Raw genomic sequence first — 19,991 nt, 5'->3', positions numbered from 1 at the left:
TCGGGCCGTCCACGGTCACGGACACATGCCGGCTGACGCCGGATGACAACAGGAGTGCAAGGTGAGCCAGCGCGAGTTCATGATGCCCGACCTCGGTGAGGGGCTGACGGAGGGCGAGGTCGTGGCCTGGCTGGTTGCGGTCGGCGACACCGTCGAGGTGGACCAGTACATCGCCGAGGTGGAGACCGCGAAGGCCGTTGTGGAGGTGCCCTCTCCGTTCGCGGGGACGGTGACCACTCTGCACGCCCAGCCAGGCGAGGAGGTGGCCGTCGGCGAGCCGCTCATCACCATCGATGTCGGAGGTGAGGGGTCCTCGAGCGGCGCGACGGGGTCGGCGGGCGAGTCGGGGTCAGCAGGAGCAGACGGGGACCTCTCCTCGGGTGACGCACCGGGGACGGCGATCTCGGCAACCGGGTCGGCAGAGGCCGCGGCGGAGGCACCATCCGGCGACAGCGGTTCCGGGGAGGACCGCAGTGAGTCGGGCAGTGTGCTGGTGGGGTACGGGACCTCGGGTGGCGGGGGCTCTCGGCGGCGCCGGGTGACCTCGTCAGCTGGTGCTGACTCGGCCCACGATGGTGCACGATCGGGGGCTAACCGCCACATGGAGGGTTCAGGCCCCGATCGTGTCGAATCGCCCGCGCCGGTCGAGCGCGACGGGCGCCCCAAGGCCAAGCCGCCGGTCCGCAAGCTGGCCAAGGACCTGGGAGTCGACCTGGACGTCGTCGCCGGCAGCGGTGAGGACGGAGTCATCACGCGCGAGGACGTTCACGCCGCCGCCGACACCTCATCCCGAGCGGAGAGCCCGACCGTCCCGGCGGAGAGCCCGACCGTCCCGGCGGAGAGCCCGACCGTCCCGGCGGAGAGCCCGGCCGAGGCCGCCCAGGCCCGTGCCGCGACCGACCCCTCAGCCATCGCCGCCGAGCACGCGGCTGCCGCCTCAGCCGAGGCCGGCGCACGCGACACCGGGTCCTCGACCGCCGGAGTGGCCGCGTCCGCGGACGGGAGCAGCGAGACCCGGATCCCGATGGGGCAGATCCGCAAGGCCATCTCCGCCCAGATGGGCCGCTCGCGCCGCGAGATCCCCGAAGCCGTCACCTGGGTCGAGGCCGATGCCACCCCGCTGTGGAAGCTGCGGAGGAAGCTGAACGAGGCGTCGGAGACCAAGATCAGCCCGCTCGCGCTCATCATGCGGATGGCCGTCGCCGGGCTGCGTGCGTACCCCTCGCTGAACGCCTCGCTGGACGTCGAGACCGAGGAGATCGTCCAGTACGGCCACGTCAACCTGGGCATCGCCGCCCAGACACCCCGCGGACTGGTCGTCCCGGTCATCCCCGACGCCCACATCATGACCACCGTGCAGCTGGCAGCCGCCCTGAACGAGAAGGCCGAGACAGCTCGTGCCGGCAAGCTCACCCCGACGGAGATGAGCGGCGGGACCTTCACCATCTCCAACTACGGGGCGTTCGGGGTCGATGGTGGCGACATGGTCATCAACCACCCGGAGGTCGCCATCCTCGGCGTGGGGAGGATCACCGACAAGCCCTGGGTCACCGGCGGCAAGATCAAGGTCCGCAAGGTCATCACCTACTCCATCGCCTTCGACCACCGGGTGTGCGACGGCGGCGAGGGGGCAGGGTTCCTCCGCCTGCTGGCTGACATGACCGAGGATCCGACCCAGCTGGTCGCCAACCTGTGAGCTCGCGCAGCCGGCTGAGAACCCGACCGACGCGGAGGTCGGCGGCTCGGCGCGAGCGGCAGGAGAACCAATGAGCGCAGCGGAAGCGGCACCGGCGGAGACCACCACCGACGCCGATGTCATCGTCCTCGGCGGCGGTCCGGGTGGGTACGGCGTGGCCTTGCGCGCGGCTGTCCAGGGCCTGACGGTGGCCATGGTCGAAGCCGACCGGGTCGGCGGGACCTGCCTGCACTGGGGGTGCATCCCATCCAAGGCGATGCTGCACGTCGGCTCGGTCATGGACGAGGCGCGTGAGGCCGACCGCTTCGGGCTCGACCTCACCGTGGAGGGACTCGACCTCGCCCGCATGGCCGCCTTCCGCGAGGGTGTCCAGGAGCAGCTCACGCGGGGGCTCGAAGGGCTGATCCAGGCGCGTCGGATCCACGTCGCCAACGGGTTCGGGCGGATCGTGCAGCCGCTCGGGCGCTCGGAGCAGACAGGGGAGTTCATCCACCGCGTGGCCGTGTCGGGTGAGTCGTCGATCGGCGAGTCGTCGACCGGGGAGATCCTGCAGGCCCCCCACATCGTGGTGGCGACCGGCTCGACAGTCCGCACCCTCCCCGGCATCGAGATCGATGGTGAGGTGGTGATCACCTCCGACGAGGCGACCAAGCTCAAGCGGGTTCCCGACAAGGCCGTGGTGATCGGGTCCGGCGCCGTGGGCCTGGAGTTCGCGAGCCTCTTCCGCTCACTCGGCGCGACCGAGGTCACGATCGTCGAGGCCCTCGACCGGATTGCCCCGCTGGAGGACCCCGACCTCTCCAAGGGCCTGGCCCGCGCCTACCGCAAGCGGGGGATCACCACCGTTGCCGGCACGACCGCAGACTCCGTCACCGTTGTGGAGGGGCCGACGGGCCGCGCCGCAGCCGTCAGCCTCTCGGATGGGCAGTCGCTGGTCGTCGACACCGTCCTGGTTGCGGTCGGCCGGGCCCCCCGGACCGCCGGCATCGGGCTGGTCACGGCCGGACAGGGGTCCCGATCGGACGGGCCCACCGAGTACGAGGTCCTGGACGCGCGCGGCTACGTCAGCACCGATGAGTGGGGGCGCACCGCCATCGACGGCATCTGGGCCGTCGGCGATGTGCTCGCACCACCGGCGCTGGCGCTGGCACACGCCGGCTTCGCGGAGGGCTTCGTCGTGGCAGACCAGATCGCCGCCGCGAACGGCCTGCACGAGGACCACGTCACGCCGGTCGACTACGCCCAGGTCCCGCGGGTCACGTACAGCACGCCGGAGGTGGCCTCGGTCGGGTTGACCGAAGCACAGGCCGTCGAGCGCTTCGGCGCTGACGCTGTCGCGACGGCGACCTACTCGTTGAAGGGCAATGCCAAGGGGATCATCCACGGCTCGGACGGGTTCACCAAGGTGGTCACCGGCGGGCCGGACGGGGCTGTCCTCGGTGTCCACATCCTCGGCCCACACGCCACGGACCTGATCGCCGAGGCCCAGCTCATCACCTCGTGGGGAGCCCTACCGGCAGAGGTGGGCGCTCTGGTCCACCCGCACCCGACGCTGGCCGAAGCCATGGGTGAGGTGCACATGGCCGCCGCCGATCTACCGTTCCACTCGCACTGACGTCGCGCCCGACGTCGGGGACGTGTCGAGGAGGAAGGCCGAGCTGTGGGCAAGACCGTCCTGGTGACCGGCGGGGCCGGGTTCATCGGCACCAACCTGGTCGCGCGGCTGCTGGCGACCGAGGGGATCGACCAGGTGCGCGTTCTCGACGACCGCTCGGCGGGCGACCACGGGACGCTTGCTGATCTGACGGGGGAGCCCACCCACCCGGTGGGGAACCTGACCGACCCGGTGGGGAACCTGACCGACCCGGTGGGGAACCTGACCGACAGCCGGGGTTCGATCCTCGACCCCTCGGCGCTGGCGGAGGCGACCGACGGGGTCGACGCCATCGTCCACCTGGCCGCTCGTGCCTCGGTGCCCGAGTCGGTGGCCAACCCCGTCGACAGCCACGCGGTCAACGTGACGGGCACTGTGCGGGTGCTGGAGGCGGCCCGGCAGGCCGGGAACGCCCAGGTCATCGTGGCCTCCTCCGCCGCCCTGTACGGCGCCGACCCGACCCTCCCCACACCGGAGACAACCCCACCTGACCCCCGCAGCCCCTACGCTGCGACGAAGCTGGCGACGGAGGCGAGCACCATGGCCTGGTCGGCGACCTACGACCTGCCGGTCCTACCGCTCCGCTTCTTCAACGTCTACGGGCCGTACCAGCCCCCGGGGCACGTCTACGCCGCCGCCATCCCGGCCTTCGCCGCAGCGGTGGTGGAGGGGACGCCCGTCACGGTGTTCGGCGACGGCTCGCAAACGCGCGACTTCGTGTACGTCGACGACGTCGCCTGGCTGATCACGAGGGCCATCACACACGGGTTGACCTCGCCGGTACCGGTCAACGTGGCGGCCGGAACCCGCACGTCGCTGCTGGAGATCATCGACCGGCTTGGCCAGGCTGCCGGGACCACCGTGGCCACCGAGTTCGGTCCGCCTCGGGCGGGGGACGTTCAGCGCTCCCAGGCGGACATCTCCCGGCTGCAGGCCCTGGTGCCATCGTGGTCCCCGACGCCGCTGGCGGATGGCCTGGCGGCAACGCTCGACTGGATGCGGGTGCACCTGCGCGGGAGGTAGGTGTGTCACCTTGTGCTGGCCGGGGCTCGGAAGGCGACACGCACTGGTGGGATCGGGCCGCCTACAGGACGACCACGCCGGGCGCCGCTCCGATCGCGTTCCGGGCATCGAAGACCGTCCCCGCCACCTCGACGACGTGATCGAGGTCGAAGGCTGAGTGGGGTGTCAGCACCGCAACCAGGTCGGCGTCGGCGATCAGCTCGTCGGTCAGCTCCGAGCCGTGGAGGATGACGCCGTCCACCTCCACCTCGTCGATGAACGGGTCGTGGAAGGTCACCTGTGCGTCCTGTCGGACCAGCCGGCGGATGACCTGGACCGCGGCGGACTCGCGCAGGTCGCCGACGTCCGGCTTGTAGGTGACCCCGAGCGCCAGGATCTTGCTGCCCTTCACCGCGCGGGACTCCTCGTTGAGGATCTCCGCGACACGCGAGACGACGTACCCCGGCATCTCGGCGTTGATGTCGTTGGCCAGCTCGACCAGCCGGTACGGCCGACCGGTGTCCCGGCGTGACTGCCAGGTCAGGTAGGTCGGGTCGATCGGGATGCAGTGCCCGCCGACACCTGGCCCCGGGAGGAACCGCTCGAACCCGAACGGCTTGGTCGCCGCGGCGTCGATGACCTCCCACGGACTGATCCCCTGGTCGCTGCACACCATCGCAAGCTCGTTGACCAACGCGATGTTGACCATGCGGTAGGTGTTCTCGAGCAGCTTGGCCATCTCGGCCGCCCGGCACGAGGAGACCGGGTGCACCACGTCCACCAGCAGCGCGTAGAACGCCTGCGCGACGGCCGAGGACGCGGGGTCGATCCCGCCGACGACTCGCGGGATGTCGGCGAAGGTGAAGGCCGTGTTGCCGGGGTCGATCCGCTCGGCGGAGTAGGCCAGCAGGAAGTCGACCCCGGCCGCCAGTCCGCCTTTCTCGATCTGCGGGCACAGGACCTGCTCCGTCGTGCCCGGGTAGGTCGTGGACTCGAGGATCACCAGGGCGCCGGGCGAGAGGTACTCGCCGACGGTCAGACCGGCCTCCTCCACAGCAGACAGGTCGGGGTTGTGGTCCCGCACCGGCGTCGGCACGCACAGCAGGACGATGTCGGCCGCGCCGATCCCGTCCGGCTGGGTGGTGAAGGTCATCCGGCCGGTGGCGATGCCCTCGGCGAAGGCGTCCTCGCGAACCCCTGCGACCACCAGTCGGCCATCGGCCAGCCCCTCGATCAGCGAGCGGTTGGTGTCGATCCCGATCACGCGCAGCCCGGCTTTGGCGGCGGCCAACGCCACCGACAGCCCGACGTAGCCCTGCCCGATCACGGCAACGGTGGCGGACCGGTCGGCCAAGCGGCCCTTGATCTCCTCGACGTTCACGGCATCACTTCGGTGTTCACGATTCGCCCACGGTACTCGCCGGGCCGGACACGGCCCTACTGACCGGGCCCGTCAGCCAGCGTCGTCAGGTTGAGCTGGACGACCGCCACGAGCTCCGTGATCTCCGCGACGCCCAGACGTTGGTCGGCCTCGATGGCCACGACCGTCTCCTCGGTGATGACGTAGCTGCTGAAGTAGGTGATGCCCAGTTCGGGGAGGGTCTGCAGCGCGATGACACCGTCGAACGTGCCGAAGTCGAGTGGCTCGGCGCTGAAGATGTCGACGGTCACCTCGCTGCCGTCGGCCTGGCTGTCGGCGTAGGAGCCGCACGCCTCGTGGTGCGCCAGGATGTCCTCCGCGACCGTGGCGGGCTCGGTCAGGATCTCGACGACGGTGGATGCCACCGGTAGGGCCGGATCGCCCGCGCCATCGCCGGCTTGGACGAACGTGTTCGTGGCCGCGGCTCCGTACTGCGACGGGTCGAGTCGCTGGTCGCAGACGTCCCACAGCGCGACCGGATGCGCGGGGTCGTCCGGAGACGCGGCCTCCGCGGAGGATGCCAGCGACCAGTCTTCACCCGGCAGATCGTTCTCACCCACCAGGGTGGTGCTGAGCAGTCCGGCATCCGACAGCAGCGAGGAGCCGTCAGCCGGCGTCTCGGGGCTACTGGTCGGCGCGTCGTCAGGTGCGGTTGACGTCGGCTCAGGCGTCCCATCGGCAGGTCGTGCCGGGGGGCGCTCGGACTGCGTGGGGCGAGGGTCGGCAGGCGTCAACGGCTGGAGCTGCTCACCCGGCGCGTCGGTTGGCGTGGGAGCGGCCGTCGGGCTCGACGAGGGTCGGCTGACGGCCACATCGGCCTGGATGTCGACCGGCTGCTGGCGAAGTGCGTTGAGCGCGAAGCCACCGATGACGAGCAGAACCAACGCGCCCACCACACCGCCGATCAGCAGCCCGGTCCGCGCCGCCGATGCCGGGCGACCGCCGGACGCAGCTCCGACGGCACGTGCCCCCGGAGGCGGCCCGTATCCGCCCGCCGGCGGCTGACCCGCCGATGATGCGATCGCCCCTGGCGGCGGCAGAGCCCCCGCCGTCGTCCGTGGGTAGCCTCGCAGGTCAGGCGGGATCGGCGCGAAGTTGACCTGGGCGTCAGTGGCGTACGGCGCGTCGGTGCGCTCGGCCATGTGCCGGAGCCGTGCGGCGACGGCGGACAGGTCAGCCGGTCGGGCGCCCGGCTCCTTCTGCATCAGCTCGGCCACCAGCGTCGCCATCTCCTCGGACTGCCCGACGTCCTGCAGGTCCGGCGGGTCCTGGGTGACCATCCGGCCCAGGACACTGGCCAGGCTGTCGTTCCCCGAGGTCATGAACGGCGGGTGACCCAGTGCCAGCGCGGCCAGCGTGGACCCCAGGCTGTAGGCGTCACTGGCCGGCCCGGCGGCCCTCCCCTCAATCTGCTCCGGTGGGGCGTGGGCGATCGAGGCGGTGATCGACCCGCTCTTGGTCCGTGACGTGTCGCCCACCAGACGGGCGATGCCGAAGTCGGCCAACTTGGGGACCTCCCGGGACGACAGCAGCACGTTGGAGGGCTTGACGTCGCGGTGGAGCACATCGGCGGCGTGGGCCGTGGCGAGTGCATCTGCCAGTTCGCCGCCGATCTTGGCCAACTGCTGCGGTTCGGGTCGCAGGCCCCGGTCGAGGCGGTCCTGCAGCGACCCGTTCGGCTCGTACGCCATGATCAGGTACGGCTGTCCGCTGACCGTCGTCCCCGCCGAGTGGACCGTCACGATGTTCGGGTGGCCGTCCACCTGGCCTAGCGCGCGGCACTCCCGCTCGAAGCGGGACAACGCCTCCGCGTCCGCCATGCGCGAGTTCAGCACCTTGACGGCAACCGTTCGGTCAAACGTCTCCTCCCGCGCGCGGTACACACGGGCAAAGCCACCCTCGCCGATCAGACGGAGGTCACGCAGGCCTGGGATCTGCGGAGGAGGAGGGGGCACTACCGGCAACTATTGCCGACTGGACAGGCTGTTTCAGGAGCGGATGGCCAGGGGTCACCAGGCCGTAAGGACCGATCTAGGACTCCATGGCCAGGACCCGGCGCTGGAGCTTGCGCATGCCGCCCAGCCAGCGGTCCCGGTCCGTCGCACGGCCGACCTCCATCTCGGCCACTGCCGGGTGGGGGAGGATCAGGAACCGCTCGTCCGCCAGCCCGGCCACGACGGCGTCTGCCACCTCGGTCGGCGAGATCACACCCAGGGCCGTCAGGCCCTTCCCGCCTGGCCACTCGCGGAGCGCCTCCACCATCGGGGTCTCCACGAACATGGGGCACAGCGCCGAGACCGTGATGCCCTGGTCCCCATGGGTGATCGACAGCCACTCGGCCAGGGACAGCACCGCGTGCTTGCTGACCGTGTATGGCGCCGCTCCGATGTTGGACAGCATCCCTGCGGCACTCGCCGTGTGCAGCAGGTAGCCCTCCCCGCGCTCCAGCGCACCAGGTAGCCACGCTCTGGTGGCCCAGACGTGAGCCATCACGTTGACTCGCCACGCCTGGTCCCACGACTCATCGGGGGCCTCGACCCCGCCACCGTTGCCGATGCCGGCGTTCAGGCACAGCAGGTCGATGGGGCCCACCGCGTCCTCCGCCTCCACGATCATGCGGGTGTTCTCCTCGGCCGTGCCGACGTCGACGATCAGCGCCGTCCCGTCGATCTCCTCGGCGACGTCGAGGGCCGCGTCCTCATCGCGGTCGACCACGACGACGGTCGCGCCCTCGGCGGTGAACCGGCGACACAGCTCCGCCCCGATCCCACTGCCGCCACCCGTCACCAACGTCGTCTTGCCGGAGAGTTCCATGCGCGGCAATGTAACGCCCGACGAGGCGTGCCCCCAATCATCACAGCGCTGTTGCTCGTGTGGCGAATGTTGACGGTGAGGTGGATGTGGGGCATGTTGGAGGTATGGCCGACACCTTCCCCACGGCCGTCGTGTGCGACCCGGCGTTCCCCACGGCGCTGCAGCGGACCAGTGATGAGCGGTGGGTGACGCTCACCTACGTCGCCTGCGATGACACACGCGGTGTCGCACGGGTCGAGGAGGTTCCCGAGCACGTCGCCGTCGTCCACAGCCATCCGTCCGAGGAGTACGAACCTCGTGTTGCCGGCCTGCTGGCCTCGCCACCACCGGATCCCGGCCGTGGCGTGCACCTGTCGTGGCCGGTTGACCTGCTCCACGACCTGGAGGGTCAGGTCGTCGGGTACACCGCCCGCCGCCACCGCTCCGGCAGGACCTGGCCGCTGGCTGAGTTCGTCGACCCGGCCACACGCGCCACCATCGCCCCGCTAACCACTCGACGCCACCTGCTCCGCGTGGCCAAGAACGTGGCCGCGGCCGCCGCGGCGCTGCACCACGCCGGCCATGCCAACATCCACGGCCGGCAGTTCCGCACCGACGAGCGAGCCGGCATCGTGATGGTCGCCATCGACGAGCTGCTGCCGGCAGCCGGCACGCGGCGGGTCGCCCAGGACCGCCGACGACTGGCCAACCTGATGGTGCGGCTGCTGAGCGGCCATCCTTGGCCTGACGGGGCTCTGGCCACGCTGCTCGAGCAGTCCGAGACCGACCAGACCACGGCACCGGCCGCTGATGACTGGTATCACGCGATCCACGCAGCCGAGCAGTCCAGCCGCGCCGGTGAACTCAGCGCGGTCTGACTCGGGGATCGGGGGACCTGTGGTGGGACCGCAGAGCGGGTTGGCGAGCGCCAAGCCTGCTCGCGTAGAGTGACGCGGATGTCGACCGCGACCACGGACGAGCGCATGAAGCGAGTGCTGGTGCACTTCGCCCAGACGCTGGTGTCTGACTTCCACGCCGAGGAAGCACTGGACAAGCTGATGGCGGCCGCGCCCACCATGCTCGACGTGGACGGTGCCGGCGTCATGCTGGAGGACGACAAGGGTGAGCTGCGGTTCGTCGCCGCATCCAACGACCGGTTGCGCTTGATCGAGGAGTTCCAGGTCCAGACCGGCCAGGGACCCTGCGTGATGGCCTACGAAACCGGTCAGGTGGTCCTGACCGACGACCTCGAGGGAACGACTCCGTTCCCCGCGTTCGCCGAGGTGGCGCTCTCCTCCGGCATGCGGGCCGTCCACAGCTTCCCCATGAAGATCGAGGACCTCCGCGTCGGGGCGCTCAACCTCTATCGCGACAAGCCCGGTCCGCTGCCGGACGACGGCCACGAGGTGGGACAGATCCTCGCCGACATCGCCACGTCCTACCTGTTCAACGCCCGCAAGCACGACCGCTTGACCCGTCAGATCGAGGGGCTTCGCATCGCGCTCGACGAGAGCGGCGTCATCGACCAGGCCAAGGGCGTGCTGATGCACACCTACGGCCTCAGCGAACGGGAGGCGTTCGGGGCCTTGCGCCGGTATGCCCGGCGAGGTCGGAACCGCGTCCTCGACGTCGCTCGGACCGTGATGGAGGGCAAACTCGACCTGAGCGACGTGATCGACGCCGCCTGACGCTGGTCGGGTGGACACGGGGGTACGTCCGCACGGGCACCCCCGTGCTGATAGTGTGATGCCAGCGCCCGACCCCTGCGCGATGGCCTGCCAGTCGTCGTCGCCAGGGGTTATCTGATGTCACCGCCAGTACGAGAGGCCACCGGCCGGCTGCGCACCGACGAGCTGCACGAGGTCGTTCTTCGCCACCAGCGGGAACACGACGAGCGGGACAGCGCACTGGTCATGACCCAGATCGACCCCCTGATCCGCTCACGCGTCCGCAAGGTCCTCCGCCCGTCCGTGGAGTTCGACGACCTCTATCAGGTCGCCCGGCTGGCCGCCGTCGGTGCGATGAAGCGCTGGCGACCTGACGGCGGGGCGTCGTTCACGACGTTTGCCACCCGGTCGATGGACGGTGCGATGAAGCGGTACTTCCGCGATCGCACCTGGGATGTCCACGTCACCCGGTCGGCGAAGAACCTCTCGCTGCGCGTCACGCGCTTCACCCGCTTCTTCGAGACCGACCACGGTCGTGAGCCCTCCATCCTCGAACTGGCCGACTACAGCGGCATGACCGAGGAGGAGATCGGGATCGGGATGGAGGCCGCCTCGGCCTACAGCAGCGACTCGTTGAACGTCCGGCTGGGCGGGGACGGCGCCGAGATCGGCAGCCTGATCCCCGACGGCTCCACCGACGGGCGCGACCGGGAGGACCTGATCGACATACTCGCTGAGATCCGGGCCCTGCCGGACCGCGAGCGTCGCATCGTCTTCCTCAGCTACTTCCAGGATCTGACCCAGCGCGAGATCGCCGAGCGGGTTGGCTGCTCGCAGATGCACGTCTCGCGGCTGCTGCGGCGGAGCCTCTCCACGGTCAGGGAGAACCTGGTGGCCTGAGGAAGCGGATCACCTCGTCCTCCAACCGCAGCAGGTCGCCGCGCTGCACCAGGAGTTCCAGATGGGCCGCCGTCTCCCAGGTGGCGAGGACCTGGTTGAACAGGTCGAGATCGGCGAAGGCGGTCTGCCGACGGGTCCAGGGGAGTGCCTTGGCGACGTCGTACGCCGTCGTGCCCATCCCGACCGTGGGGACACCGTCGGTGTGAGCCGCCCCGACGGCCGCGCGGCTGGCCGCCAGCCGATCATCGTGGTGGGCGACGAGCTCATCGACCCGTCCCGCCAGGTCAGGCCACGGTGCCCCGTGGGCGGGCAGGACCAGGTCGACATCGAGATTGCGGATCTTGGCGAGGGACTCCAGGAAGTGCACCAGCGCCAGCCGATTCGTGTTTGACTCCAGGCCGATCGAGGGGGTGATCCGGGGCAGGACGTGGTCGCCGGCGAAGAGCAGCCGCCGCTCGGGCAGGTGGAAGACGTGGTGGCCGGCCGTGTGCCCTGGCGTGGCGATCGCCACGAACGCGCCGACGGCTGTCGTGTGGGTGTCGCCGTCGTCGATCCACCGCTCGGGTTCGTCCCAATCGACGGGCTCGGTCAGCATCGGCTTGCGGGCCCGTGAGCGATCGGCCAGCTCGGTCGCGCCGTACGTCTCGAGCAGGGCCATGCGCTCGGCTCGGGAGGCCAGCGGATCCGAGGTGAGCTTGTCGAAGCTCGGCTTGTCCCGCTCGCCCAGCCAGTAGCCGCCAGCTCCTGCCCGAACCAGCTCGGTCGCCTGGCCGACGTGGTCGTAGTGGACGTGGGTGACCAGGATTCGGTTGACGTCACCCATCTCGGCCCCGGCGGCGGCGAGGCCTGCGTCGACCGCCTCGCGAGCGACCGGATGCTCGTACTCGGTGTCGTTCCAGCCGGCGTCGATGAGGGTGACCCCGTCGCCGTCCTCGATGACGTAGACGTTGATGGCGCGCAGTCCGTCCATCGGGAGGGGGACGGGGGCGCGATGCACCCCCGGTACCACGGTCTCGGTCCCCGGCTCGTCCCAGCTCACGACTCGGAGCCTGCCGGCTTGGCAAGCCGTGTCTGGTCTGGCGCCTGCCGCGAGTCGCCGTCCTCCGAGCCGGTCGGATTCTCAGCCGGCTCGGCGAGTGCTGCCAGATCGACGTCCCCGATCCCGTCCAGGACGACCGAGGCCGTGTAGGGGAAGGTCGAGATCTCGTCCGGCGCCGTCGAGCCGCTCAGGACCAGCACCGTGCGCAGGCCCGCCTCCAGTCCTGCCTTGATGTCGGTGTCCATCCGATCGCCGATCATCACCGTGGTCTCGGAGTGGGCATCGATGGCGTTGAGTGCGTAGCGCATCATCAGCGAGTTCGGCTTGCCGACGAAGTACGGCTCCTGGCCGGTGGCCTTGGTGATCAGAGCAGCCACAGACCCCGTTGCCGGCAGCGGCCCGGTCGGAGACGGCCCGGTGGCATCGGGATTGGTGGCGATGAAGCGGGCGCCATCGTGGATGAGTTGGATGGCCGTGGTGATGCCGTTGAAGCTGTAGTTGCGAGTTTCGCCCAGCACGACGTAGTCCGGATCCTCCTCGACCATGACGTAGCCGATCTCGTGCAGCGCGGTGGTCAGTCCAGCCTCGCCCAGCACGAAGGCCGTTCCGCCGGGTCGTTGGACGTCGAGGAAGCGTGCGGTGGCCAGTGCCGAGGTCCAGATCCGCTCCTCCGGTATGGCGATGCCCGAGCGGCCAAGTCGGGCGGAGAGGTCCCGCGGCGTGTAGATCGAGTTGTTGGTCAGGACCATGTAGTTCATGTCCCGCTCTTGCAGTCGGGCGATGAAGTCCGCTGCACCGGGCAGCGCCTCGCTCTCGTGGACCAGGACCCCGTCCATGTCGGTGAGGACGGCGTCGATCGGTGCGGAACCCATGGCCGGCAGGCTACCGGGCCGGCATCACCGAGTGGGGACGGTCAGGTTCCCCAGGGGTCGGGTGCCACCAGCTGCTCGCGGACCCGTTGCGCCACGCCGTCGGGCGCGGTGGTCCGCAGTAGCCGACCGGGGAAGCGGGCCACCTCGCGGAGCGCCCGCAGCTCATGACAGTCCTCGATCAGCAGGAACAGCGCCGCCTCGTCGTCGGCCAACGCCTCACCCATCTGCTTCATCTCGTCGTCGTCGATGCCGATGTCCCGCAGCTTCGCGAAGAGGCCACCCACTGCGGCCCCGATGGCAGCACCGATCAACGGCTGCCCCACGAACAGGCCGGCCAACGTACCGAGCCAGGTGCCCGACATCGCCCCCTGCCCTGGGTTGATGTCCTTGGTCTGGGTGATCCGAACCCTGCCGCCGACCTTGGTCACGATGGCCGCGTCCTCGAGCTTGAGGTGCTTGCGCGCCACCAGTCGCATCGCCGCCAGCAGGGCCTCCTGGGCGCGGAGGGGACCGTCCAGCACGAACACCCACAGCGTGGCCGAGTCCGACGCGGTGGTCGCGGCCATGCTGGCCGCCACGGCCTGCTCCTCGACGGTCTGCATGCTGGCGGCCTGGTCGGGTGTGGGGGGAGGGAACGGCGAGCTCATGGCTCCAGTCCTACCCGTTTCCCAGCCACTATCGGCACTCACGGAGAGTAGTTGGTTTCCACACAAGGTACTTCAGGCCGGTAGGAGGACCACCGACATAGATCGCAATGCGTCATGCCGTAGTCACCCTTGGTCTGTTGATTGTTGTCGTGCTCGCGGTCGTGCCGGCCGCGGCGGAGGGCTCTGGCCTTCAGGACCCCGAGGTACTTCCGGGCGCCCTTCGAGGTGAGGAGGCCGTCGCCCTCCTCGGACCGGAGCTCTCCAGCGTGGCTGCCGAGTACGACCTCTCCACGCTCGAGCTGATCGAGCAGCTGCGCTCGGACTCGGCACTGCAGGTCGATGCGGACGGACGCCTGCTCTTCGTCGAGCCGTCGGTCGCCGACGCCCACAGCTTCGACGGACCGGACGAGGCCAGCTCAGCCCAGGTCGGTCCGTTCGATGGCCCGGAAGCGGGCGGCCGGTTCCCGCTGGCCGAGACGTTCCGGCTGCACTCCCGGCCGGGCTCGGACCGGGTGATCTACCTGGACTTCGACGGCCACCGCATCGAGAACTCCGCCTGGACCCGCACCAGCGACGGTGGGGACGAGCCGTACGACGCCGAGCCCTACGACAGCGACGGCGACGCGAGCGCCTTCAGTGACCCCGAGTTGACCCGGATCCAGGACATCTGGCGCATGGTGGCCGAGGACTTCGCCCCGTTCGATGTCGACGTCACCACGGAGGACCCCGGCTACGACGCCATCAACCGCTCGGGCATCGCAGACGAACAGTACGGCACGCGGGCGTTGATCAGCTCCGGACCGACGCGGGAGTGTCCCAGTGGCTGCGGCGGCGTCGCCTACGTGGACGTGTTCGACGAACGCTGGTCTCACGACTACTACCAGCCCGCATTCGTCTACACGGCAGGGACGGGGGCCGGGGCCAAGGGCGTCGCCGAGGCAACCAGCCACGAAGTCGGCCACAACCTCGGTCTGTTCCACGACGGCCGGAACAACGAGTACTACCGCGGCGCCGACGGATGGGCACCGATCATGGGAGCCGGCTACTCCCATCCGGTGACCCAGTGGAGCCAGGGGGAGTACTCCGACGCCACCAACACCCAGGACGACCTGGCCGTGATGGCTGCTGGCGGCATCCCCCCGCTGGCTGATGATCACGGCGACACCGCGGCGGCCGCGACCTCGCTGGGGGCCGGTCCCGTCATCGAGGCGGAGGGACGGATCGGCACCGACGACGTCGACGTCTTCACGGTGACGGCCGACGCGGGCGAGATGACCATCGTCGCGCAGCCGAGTGGTGTGGGCCCGAACCTGGACATCCGGCTCGAACTGCACGACGAGGACGGGGACGAGATCGCGGCCAGCGACCCGGACATGGTTCGACGCAATCGGCAGGAGGCCGAGGGTCTGGACGCCACGATCACGGCCGTCGTCGAGGCCGGGACGTACACCCTGTCGGTGCGGGGAGCGGGTGATGGTGAGGCCACCGGAAACGGGTACTCGAGCTACGGCTCGCTCGGCCCGTACACCCTCTCGGCGACGATGCCCACGGACACGGGTAACCAGGCGCCAACAGCTCAGGTGTCCGCCACCTCGACCTCCGGTCAGGCACCGCTGACGGTCCTGTTCTCGGCGGAGGGCTCAGATGACCCGGAGGATGGGCCGCTGAGCTACGAGTGGGACTTCGGCGACGGCACCTCGGCCGGCGGTGCCGGTCCGGCTGCCACCCAGACCCACACCTACACGGGTCCCGGCAGCTACACGGCCACGGTCACGGTGACCGACGACGGTGGCCGGACCGACGCCGCGTCGGTGGTCATCGAGGTGGCTCCGGTCTCGGACCCCGATCCCACCCCGACCCCGACCCCGACCCCGACGCCGACTCCGACTCCGACTGCGACTCCGACTCCGGACCCGAGTCCCGACCCGGATCCGACTCCGACCCCGACACCAGACCCGAGCCCCGACCCGGACCCGACGCCGGACCCGAGCCCGGAGCCCGACCCGACTCCCGATGACCAGCCCACCGGCCAGCCGGGCCAGGACCCACCGCAGCCGTCCGGCGACGGCCGGGGCAACCAGGAGCAGGCCGCCCCGCTGACGGTCGCGCTACCCCAGCAGGCACGCGACAACTCCGACCTCGCGATCCAGGTCAGTCGGGCCACCGTCCCCTCCGACGGCGCCGGCCCCGCCGAGGTGCTCCTGGCCAGCGAGGAGGTCTTCGCCGACGCTCTGGCCTCCGGTGCCCTGCAGGGCACTCGGGTGCTGCTGCTGAACGATCCTGCGCAGCTCGAGGACGAGGTCCTGGCTGAAATCACCCGTCTTGGCGCTCGGACGGTCCGGATCCTGGGTGGCGAGGCCGCCATCTCGGCCACGGTGGAGGCGTCGCTGACCGCGGCCGGCCTGCGCGTCGAGCGGACCTTCGGACCCTCCCGGCTCGAGACCGCGGCGGCCATCGCCGAACTCGTCCAGGATGAGGCGGCTGTGTCGACCAACCAGGCAGACGCCCAATTGCCCGCCGACCCTCCTCCCCCCGCGTTCCTCTCCCGGGCGTTCCCAACGGCGGAGGCGACGGACCCGACGCAGGCCTTTGCGGACTCGTTGGCGCTCGGTGGGTGGGCTGCCAGCGTGCAGGGATCGGTCCTGCTGACCCAGACCGACGTGCTGTCGGGCACCACACGGACACACTTGGAGACTACTGAGGTCGGTGACCTGACAATCGTGGGCGGGCCCTTCGCGGTGCAGAACGAGGTTGCCGCGCAAGCGGGCTCGCTGGTCCGCGATGTCGGCCGCGTCAGCGGCGTCAACCGGTTCGCCACGGCAACTGCCATCGCGACGGCCCGAGGCTTCACACCCGCCACTCCGGCCACGTCGGTCATCGTGATCGAAGGGCAGGCTCCGGGGAGTTGGGCGGCCGGCTTCACCCTGGCGGCCCTCGCGGCCCGGACGGACGCACCGATCGTGATGCTGAGCGGGGATCTGGTGCCCGAGGACACCCGCGCGTTCCTGTCGAGCTCGGTGGCCCCAGACGCCCGCGTCACCTGTGTCGGCAGGCCGGTGGCCTGCGGGGAAGCGGCGACCATGGTGGCCGGCTCTGGCTAGGGCGGCGTCAGCGCGATCACGCAGTCGAGGTCCCAGACCTGCCACTCCGATTCCTCCGGCCGAGAGTGGAACCACTTCATCGCCGGCACCGCCGCCGGGTCGTGCCCGGTGTGCGGGAACCAGTGGCCGTACAGGAACTCCCAGGCCTGAGCCACCTCCTGCAGGCTCCCCCGACATCGGAGGGCAACGGCTGCCGTCGCTGGGATCGTCCTGCGGCTGAAGGGCGGCTGCACGACCACCTCGTCGGGGACCGAGAGACCGAAGCTGTAGTGGATCCGGTCGGTGGGCGTCGCGACGTAGTGATCGGAGGACATGCCGACCAGCTGCTGCTGATCCGGGTCTACCCCGGCTGATCGAGCCCAGTCGAGCAGGGCCGCATAGGGGGTTCGCATGTCGTCCAGCCCGATGATCCCCGGCGCCTGGACCACGGCCAGGGTGGTCCGGGGCAGCTGGATGACACGTGTGGCTGCCTCGAGCGCCGCCAGCTGCTGCGGGTCGGGAACCGGTGGTCGTGGCGCCCGTATGTCTGCCGCCAGGTCTGTGCGTCGGTCCCACGCCGAGGGCGGGATCCCGTAGTGGAGGCGGAAGGACCGTGAGAAGTCCGACGAGCCGGCGAACCCGACGTCGGCCGCGATCCGCGTCAGGGAGCGGGAGGGAGCGGCCATCATCAAGTACGCGGCGCGCTCGACCCGTGCCCGCCGGGCGAACGAGGCCGGGGACTCGCCAACCAGCGCGGTGAAGATGCGCTGGAAGTGGTGGGGCGCGGAGCGTGCAACCGCCGCCAGGGTGGCCAACGAGAGGTCGCCGTCCAGGTTCGCCCGGACGTGGGCCATCACCTCTGCGGTCCTGGCTGCCCAGTCGGCCCGAGCCGCGGGTGTGACCGGTCCCTCCGACATCCGCGCAGCCTACCCAGCCCTGTCGGGCGACTGCGCAAGATCTGGCAAGCGGCTGGCAGCGGACCGTTCCTAGGGTCGTCAGCGACCCCGCTGCCCCTCAGCGGGCGGGGCGCCACCCCGAGAGCCGAAGGACCCTGATCATGCAGCCAGCCATCCCCTACATCGCCTTTCCCGGGACCTGCCGTGACGCCATGACCGCCTACGCGTCGATCCTGGGCGGGGAGATCACCACCCTCACCACCATGGCCGAGGCGCCGATCGAGTCGCCTCTCGACGCGGCCGACTTCATCTTCAACAGCGAGGTCGTGGCCGGGGAGCTGCGGATTCGCGCCTCGGACAATCCAGCCCGCACACCCGTGGGCTCGTCCATCTCGATCTTCCTGCGGCTCGACGATGTCGAGCGTCACCGGGAGCTGCACGAGCAGCTGTCGGAGGGCGGGCAGGTCATCTTCCCCTCCGACGGTGGGTTCAGCATGGTCAGCGACCGGTTCGGCGTCCAGTGGATGTTGGCACTGGACGTCTGACATGCGGCGCCGGGCGTGGCCTCATGCCAGGTGGCCCGGCCGGCGGTCCCACACCGTCAGCTCGGCCTCCAGGGACTGACCGACGCGCAGCAGCCGGGCCTCGTCGAACAGGCCTGCCCACAACGAGATGCCACTTGGCACCGTGAACAGCTGTCCGGCGGCTGGGTCCTCCCAGGTCTCGTCGACGTGGTAGGGCGCCCGGGTGGCCTGGTCGCGGAAGCCGGCGCGCAGGTGGAGGCAGGGATGGCCGGTCATGTTGGTCGCCGTCAGCATGGGTCCCACCGCCAGCGGACCGATGACGATGTCGACCTGGGAGAACAGCTCGTCCAGCGCCTGCATCACGGCGTGGCGCAGCCGGTCCAGCTGGACGTGGTCGACGGCGGAGAGGTGGCGCGCTGCCCGGAACTGGTTGGGCCAGCCCGTGTCGGTCTGCCAGGCCAGCTGGTCATCGGCACCCGAGAGGGTCAGCTCCTCGAACGCGGCCGCGGCTTCGGCCAGCAGCAGCGCGTACAGCGAGTCGTAGGGCAGGTCGGGCAGCGTCACCTCACGGACCTGGTACCCCAGCCGCCGGATCGCCGCGAGCGCCTGGACGTCCACCTCGCTGGCGTGTTCCTCCGCTGCGTCATCGGCCTCAGCGGGCTGGTCGTCGGTGGGCTGGTCGTCGGTCGGCTGGTTGTCGGTGGGCTGGTCGAACGTGCCGGCGATGATGCCGATCGTGATGTCGGCCGGTCCGCTGCCGCTCGACTCCGCTGCCCGAGGTGCCGAGAACGGCGCATCGATCGAGCTGCGGTCCCGCGGGTCGTGTCCGTTGATCGCCTCGAGCACCAGTCCGGTGTCCCCGACCGTCCGGCAGATCGGACCGACCTTGTCCATCGTCCAGCACAGCGCCATCGCGCCGTGACGGGACACCCGCCCGAAGGTCGGTCGCAGGCCCGTGGTGCCACAGCGGTCGCTCGGGGAGACGATCGAGCCCAGGGTCTCGGTCCCGATCCCGAAGGCGCAAAGCCCCGCGGCGACGGCCGAGGCTGACCCGGCACTGGACCCGCTGGACCCCTCGTTCAGGTTCCACGGGTTGCGCGTCATGCCGCCGTACCACAGGTCGCCGTAGGCCAGCGCACCGAGCGAGGCCTTGCCCAGCAAGACCGCTCCGGCCTCCCGCAGACGCTCCACCACGTGGGCGTCGGAGTCCGGCACACGGCCGCGGTAGGGCTCTGCACCCCAGCCGGTGGTGATGCCCGCGGTGTCGAACAGGTCCTTCACGACGTAGGGGATCCCGTGGAGGGGGCCACGGGTGATGCCCTCGGCGGTCAGCTGGTCGGCCTCGTCGGCTTGACGACGAGCGAGGTCGTCCGTGACGGTGACCAGGCAGTGCAGGTCGGGGCTCAGGCGAGCGATCCGGTCGAGGTAGATCTCGGTCAGCCGACGACTGGTGAGCTGGCCGCCGGCGATCAGCCGCGCGAGCACCGTGATGGGGGAGTACGCGAGGTCCTCTTCGGACAGCGCCTCGATGTCGACGGCCGGCGTCGCCGGTCCTGGTTGCCCGGTCGCGTCGTGGGCCTGCTCGACTGCCCCTGGCATGATGAACCCCGGGAGCCGAGGGTCAAACGTCGTGGCCGGTGACAGGTCGTTGGGCGGTCGAAAGGCTCTCCGTCGCGCCCAGGCGGCCTGGCGCAGAGCCGTGACCGCACCAACCATCTGCTCGCGCTCGGCCGCGGTTGTCGTGACACCGACGACTCGGCCGGCCGCCTCGATGTCGGCCACCGTGACGTCGTCCGGCGTG

General features: G+C 70.3%; 16 protein-coding genes. 8 read left to right on the top strand and 8 right to left on the bottom strand.

The window, feature by feature from the left end:
• Positions 1-61: 61 nt before the first annotated feature.
• The 3 genes from C1746_RS21030 to C1746_RS21020 all read left to right on the top strand — a co-directional run bounded on the left by C1746_RS21030 (position 62) and on the right by C1746_RS21020 (position 4,373).
• Positions 62-1,696: a dihydrolipoamide acetyltransferase family protein gene (locus C1746_RS21030; RefSeq protein ID WP_205712033.1), complete on the top strand. Its 1,635-nt coding sequence runs from the start codon at positions 62-64 to the stop codon at positions 1,694-1,696.
• A gap of 70 nt (positions 1,697-1,766) precedes the next feature.
• Positions 1,767-3,311, top strand: a complete 1,545-nt coding sequence (locus tag C1746_RS21025) for a dihydrolipoyl dehydrogenase (RefSeq protein ID WP_116716756.1) — start codon at positions 1,767-1,769, stop codon at positions 3,309-3,311.
• 45 nt (positions 3,312-3,356) lie between these two features.
• Positions 3,357-4,373 (top strand): NAD-dependent epimerase/dehydratase family protein, encoded by a 1,017-nt coding sequence (locus C1746_RS21020; RefSeq protein ID WP_205712032.1) that lies wholly within the window; start codon positions 3,357-3,359, stop codon positions 4,371-4,373.
• Positions 4,374-4,434: 61 nt separating this feature from the next.
• Here the strand turns inward: C1746_RS21020 and C1746_RS21015 are convergent, their stop codons facing one another.
• The 3 genes from C1746_RS21015 to C1746_RS21005 all read right to left on the bottom strand — a co-directional run bounded on the left by C1746_RS21015 (position 4,435) and on the right by C1746_RS21005 (position 8,586).
• Positions 4,435-5,733 carry a nucleotide sugar dehydrogenase gene (locus C1746_RS21015; protein WP_116716755.1) on the bottom strand — a complete coding sequence of 433 codons (1,299 nt, stop codon included), beginning with the start codon at positions 5,731-5,733 and terminating at the stop codon, positions 4,435-4,437.
• 56 nt (positions 5,734-5,789) lie between these two features.
• On the bottom strand, positions 5,790-7,727 hold the full coding sequence (locus tag C1746_RS21010) for a serine/threonine-protein kinase (RefSeq protein ID WP_162868047.1): 1,938 nt from the start codon (positions 7,725-7,727) through the stop codon (positions 5,790-5,792).
• Positions 7,728-7,803: 76 nt separating this feature from the next.
• Complete coding sequence (locus C1746_RS21005; RefSeq protein ID WP_116716753.1) at positions 7,804-8,586, bottom strand: SDR family oxidoreductase; 783 nt, start codon at positions 8,584-8,586, stop codon at positions 7,804-7,806.
• A 104-nt stretch (positions 8,587-8,690) separates the two neighbouring features.
• Between C1746_RS21005 and C1746_RS21000 the strand changes: the two genes are divergently transcribed.
• From C1746_RS21000 to C1746_RS20990, 3 genes are all read left to right on the top strand, one after another.
• Positions 8,691-9,443 (top strand): hypothetical protein, encoded by a 753-nt coding sequence (locus C1746_RS21000; RefSeq protein ID WP_116716752.1) that lies wholly within the window; start codon positions 8,691-8,693, stop codon positions 9,441-9,443.
• Between the two features lie 78 nt (positions 9,444-9,521).
• Entirely contained in the window at positions 9,522-10,253 is a 732-nt protein-coding gene (locus C1746_RS20995; protein WP_116716751.1) for a GAF domain-containing protein, read from the top strand.
• Positions 10,254-10,370: 117 nt separating this feature from the next.
• Positions 10,371-11,132, top strand: a complete 762-nt coding sequence (locus C1746_RS20990; RefSeq protein WP_116716750.1) for a sigma-70 family RNA polymerase sigma factor — start codon at positions 10,371-10,373, stop codon at positions 11,130-11,132.
• Here the strand turns inward: C1746_RS20990 and C1746_RS20985 are convergent.
• From C1746_RS20985 to C1746_RS20975, 3 genes are read right to left on the bottom strand one after another with little or no spacing between them, the layout of a single operon-like run.
• A complete protein-coding gene (locus tag C1746_RS20985; RefSeq protein ID WP_162868046.1) occupies positions 11,110-12,171 on the bottom strand; it encodes an MBL fold metallo-hydrolase in 1,062 nt (353 codons plus the stop codon). The two genes, C1746_RS20990 and C1746_RS20985, sit on opposite strands and share 23 nt — an antisense overlap.
• Positions 12,168-13,043: an HAD-IIA family hydrolase gene (locus C1746_RS20980; protein ID WP_116716748.1), complete on the bottom strand. Its 876-nt coding sequence runs from the start codon at positions 13,041-13,043 to the stop codon at positions 12,168-12,170. Before C1746_RS20980 ends, C1746_RS20985 begins: the two co-directional genes overlap by 4 nt.
• Positions 13,044-13,084: 41 nt before the next feature.
• Positions 13,085-13,690 carry a DUF1269 domain-containing protein gene (locus C1746_RS20975; protein ID WP_116716747.1) on the bottom strand — a complete coding sequence of 202 codons (606 nt, stop codon included), beginning with the start codon at positions 13,688-13,690 and terminating at the stop codon, positions 13,085-13,087.
• Between the two features lie 137 nt (positions 13,691-13,827).
• On the opposite strand from C1746_RS20975, the gene C1746_RS23050 reads away from it, so the two are divergent.
• Positions 13,828-16,791: a cell wall-binding repeat-containing protein gene (locus tag C1746_RS23050; protein WP_162868045.1), complete on the top strand. Its 2,964-nt coding sequence runs from the start codon at positions 13,828-13,830 to the stop codon at positions 16,789-16,791.
• On the opposite strand, the gene C1746_RS20965 is transcribed toward C1746_RS23050, so the two are convergent.
• Positions 16,788-17,687, bottom strand: a complete 900-nt coding sequence (locus C1746_RS20965) for an AraC family transcriptional regulator (protein ID WP_116716745.1) — start codon at positions 17,685-17,687, stop codon at positions 16,788-16,790. The genes C1746_RS23050 and C1746_RS20965 overlap by 4 nt on opposite strands.
• Before the next feature lie 140 nt (positions 17,688-17,827).
• On the opposite strand from C1746_RS20965, the gene C1746_RS20960 reads away from it, so the two are divergent.
• Positions 17,828-18,211, top strand: a complete 384-nt coding sequence (locus C1746_RS20960; protein WP_116716744.1) for a VOC family protein — start codon at positions 17,828-17,830, stop codon at positions 18,209-18,211.
• Positions 18,212-18,232: 21 nt separating this feature from the next.
• Here the strand turns inward: C1746_RS20960 and C1746_RS20955 are convergent, their stop codons facing one another.
• Entirely contained in the window at positions 18,233-19,972 is a 1,740-nt protein-coding gene (locus C1746_RS20955; protein WP_205712031.1) for an amidase, read from the bottom strand.
• Positions 19,973-19,991 lie beyond the last annotated feature (19 nt).

It is taken from the genome of Euzebya tangerina (genome assembly GCF_003074135.1).
Lineage (GTDB): Bacteria > Actinomycetota > Nitriliruptoria > Euzebyales > Euzebyaceae > Euzebya > Euzebya tangerina.
Note: the sequence above shows the minus strand (reverse complement) of the source record. Positions and strands in the feature narration are given on the sequence as shown.

Bases quoted from the DNA above. Each gene is read 5' to 3' on its own strand.
- C1746_RS20965 (WP_116716745.1), bottom strand. From the start codon at position 17,687: ATGTCGGAGGGACCGGTCACACCCGCGGCTCGGGCCGACTGGGCAGCC.
- C1746_RS20995 (WP_116716751.1), top strand. From the start codon at position 9,522: ATGTCGACCGCGACCACGGACGAGCGCATGAAGCGAGTGCTGGTGCAC.
- C1746_RS20960 (WP_116716744.1), top strand. From the start codon at position 17,828: ATGCAGCCAGCCATCCCCTACATCGCCTTTCCCGGGACCTGCCGTGAC.
- C1746_RS20980 (WP_116716748.1), bottom strand. From the start codon at position 13,043: ATGGGTTCCGCACCGATCGACGCCGTCCTCACCGACATGGACGGGGTC.
- C1746_RS20990 (WP_116716750.1), top strand. From the start codon at position 10,371: ATGTCACCGCCAGTACGAGAGGCCACCGGCCGGCTGCGCACCGACGAG.
- C1746_RS21005 (WP_116716753.1), bottom strand. From the start codon at position 8,586: ATGGAACTCTCCGGCAAGACGACGTTGGTGACGGGTGGCGGCAGTGGG.
- C1746_RS21000 (WP_116716752.1), top strand. From the start codon at position 8,691: ATGGCCGACACCTTCCCCACGGCCGTCGTGTGCGACCCGGCGTTCCCC.
- C1746_RS21025 (WP_116716756.1), top strand. From the start codon at position 1,767: ATGAGCGCAGCGGAAGCGGCACCGGCGGAGACCACCACCGACGCCGAT.
- C1746_RS20975 (WP_116716747.1), bottom strand. From the start codon at position 13,690: ATGAGCTCGCCGTTCCCTCCCCCCACACCCGACCAGGCCGCCAGCATG.